2 protein-coding genes are annotated in these 2,513 nt (G+C 71.3%); both read left to right on the top strand.

Annotated features, from left to right (window positions below; all coding sequences use genetic code 11):
- The coding region (locus DQW06_RS09730) for an AMP-binding protein (protein ID WP_117198316.1) at nt 1–1,133 on the top strand (1,133 nt) is incomplete at its 5' end.
- Between the two features lie 233 nt (nt 1,134–1,366).
- Nucleotides 1,367–2,422, top strand: a complete 1,056-nt coding sequence (locus DQW06_RS09725; protein ID WP_013151482.1) for a 3-deoxy-7-phosphoheptulonate synthase — start codon at nt 1,367–1,369, stop codon at nt 2,420–2,422.
- The last annotated feature ends 91 nt before the right edge of the window (nt 2,423–2,513 follow it).

Here is a 2,513-nt window from a genome sequence, read left to right as displayed (position 1 = left end):
CCCACCCCGACGACCCCCTGCTGCTGTACTTCACCTCCGGCACCGCCACCCTGCCCAAGCTGGTCGTGCACACCCAGCGCTCGTACCCGGTGGGGCACCTGTCGACCATGTACTGGCTGGGTGTGCGGCCGGGCGACGTCCACCTCAACGTGTCCGAGCCGGGGTGGGCCAAGCACGCCTACGGCAGCGTGTTCGCGCCGTGGAACGCCGAGGCGACGGTGCTGGTCGTCAACCAGGAGCGCTTCGACGCGGCGGGGCTGCTGGACGCGATCGTGCGCTGCGGGGTGGACACGCTGTGCGCGCCGCCGACGGTGTGGCGGACTCTGGCGCAGGCCGACCCCGCCGCGTGGGACGTGGGGCTGCGCGAGGCGGTGGCCGCCGGGGAGCCGCTCAACCCCGAGGTGGTGGACCGCGTGCGCGAGGCATGGGGCGTGACCGTGCGCGACGGGTTCGGGCAGACCGAGACGACCGTACTGCTGGGCAACGGCCCCGGTCAGCGCGTGGTGCGCGGGTCGATGGGGCGGGAGATGCCGGGCTACGACGTGGTGCTGACGGACCCGGCCACCGACGAGCCCGCCGACACCGGGCAGATCTGCGTGGACCTGGCCCGGGAGCCGGTGGGGGTGATGAAAGGCTACGCCGACAACCCCGGCCTCAGCCGCGAGGTGGTCCGCGGGGACCGCTACCGCACCGGTGACATCGCCAGCCGGGATTCGAACGGTTACATTACCTATATCGGTCGATCCGACGATGTGTTCAAGGCCTCAGATTACCGCATCTCACCATTCGAACTCGAAAGCGTTCTGGTCGAGCACGAATACGTGGTCGAGGCGGCCGTCGTTCCCTCCCCCGACCCGCTGCGGCTGGCGGTGGCCAAGGCGTACGTGGCCCTGGCCGAGGGGGTGGCCCCCGACGCCGAGACCGCGCGGTCGATCCTGGCCCACGCGCGCGAGCGCCTGTCACCGCACCAGAGGGTTCGCCGCCTGGAGTTCGGTGAGCTGCCCAAGACCGTCTCCGGTAAGATCCGTCGCGTGCAGCTGCGTCGGGCCGAGGCCGAGCGCGGCACGGTCGCCGACGGCGCGCGCAACCCGCGCGAGTACTGGGAGGAGGACCTCCCGGGGTTGGAGCGGTGACCGACCGGGCTCCGGAGCCGCCCCCGACGGAAATGGCCGCGGGAACCGGGAGAATTCCGTCTCACGCAATGAGACGCTTTTCGGCACCCGAAACCGGTGTGGTGTTTTCTGTCACGCGAACCGTGCCGGCCGACGCGGCAGCGGAGCGCCGAACCGTCCGCGCTACTGTTTTCATAAGACGGTTTTCGTGGCGACAGCGGAAAACACGACAGACGGGACCCGAGGGGAACACCATGCCGAGCACCAACGACACCCGGGTGGCCAGTTACAAGCCGCTCATCGCGCCCCGGGACCTGCTGGCCGAGCTCCCGCTGGGCGCCGAGCGCAGCGCCCTGGTCGAGGAGTCCCGCGCCGAGGTCAAGCGGGTGCTGGACGGAGAGGACGACCGCCTGCTGGTCGTCGTGGGCCCCTGCTCGGTGCACGACCCCGAGTCCGCCATGGACTACGCCCGCCGCCTGAAGGAGCTGGTGCCCTCCCTGCGCGACGAGCTGTGCGTCGTGATGCGCGTGTACTTCGAGAAGCCGCGTACCACCGTCGGCTGGAAGGGCCTGATCAACGACCCCGGCCTGGACGACACCTACGACGTGCACCGGGGCCTGCGCACCGCGCGCAAGCTGCTGCTGGACATCAACGCGCTCGGGCTGCCCGCCGGGACCGAGTTCCTCGACCCCATCACCCCGCAGTACATCGCCGACGTCGTCTCCTGGGGCGCGATCGGGGCGCGCACCACCGAGAGCCAGGTGCACCGCCAGCTGAGCAGCGGCCTGAGCACGCCCGTGGGCTTCAAGAACGGCACCGACGGCGACGTCCAGGTGGCCGTGGACGCGGTCGGCGCCGCCGCCGCCTCGCACACCTTCTTCGGTATCGACCCCACCGGCGCCGGTTCGGTGGTCGTCACCGAGGGCAACCCGGACTGCCACGTCATCCTGCGCGGCGGCCGCAGCGGCCCCAACTTCGGCGCCGGGCAGGTCAACGCCGCCCTGGACGTCATCGAGGGCGCCGGGCTGCCCCGCCGCCTGATGATCGACGCCAGCCACGCCAACAGCGGCAAGGACCACACCCGCCAGCCCGGTGTGGCCGCCGCGATCGCCGCCCAGGTCGCCGAGGGCCAGACGGGCGTCATCGGCGTGATGCTGGAGAGCTTCATCGTCGAGGGGGCCCAGAAGCTGGGCGACCCCGCCGCCCTGACCTACGGCCAGTCGATCACCGACAAGTGCATGGGCTGGGAGACCACCGGCGAGGTGCTGACCCAGCTGGCCGAGGCCGTGCGCCAGCGCCGCAAGGCCTAGCGGGTGGTCTTGGGACCTCCGCTTCGCTGAGGCCCGTCCAGGAACGGACTCTCCTGCGCGCGTCGTCCACGGGCAGTTCGTCGCGGGCCAG

Origin of the sequence: Nocardiopsis sp. TNDT3 (genome assembly GCF_003427465.1) — a bacterium.
GTDB lineage: Bacteria > Actinomycetota > Actinomycetes > Streptosporangiales > Streptosporangiaceae > Nocardiopsis > Nocardiopsis dassonvillei.
This window is presented reverse-complemented; position numbering and strand designations above follow the sequence as displayed.

Bases quoted from the DNA above. Each gene is read 5' to 3' on its own strand.
- DQW06_RS09725 (WP_013151482.1), top strand. From the start codon at position 1,367: ATGCCGAGCACCAACGACACCCGGGTGGCCAGTTACAAGCCGCTCATC.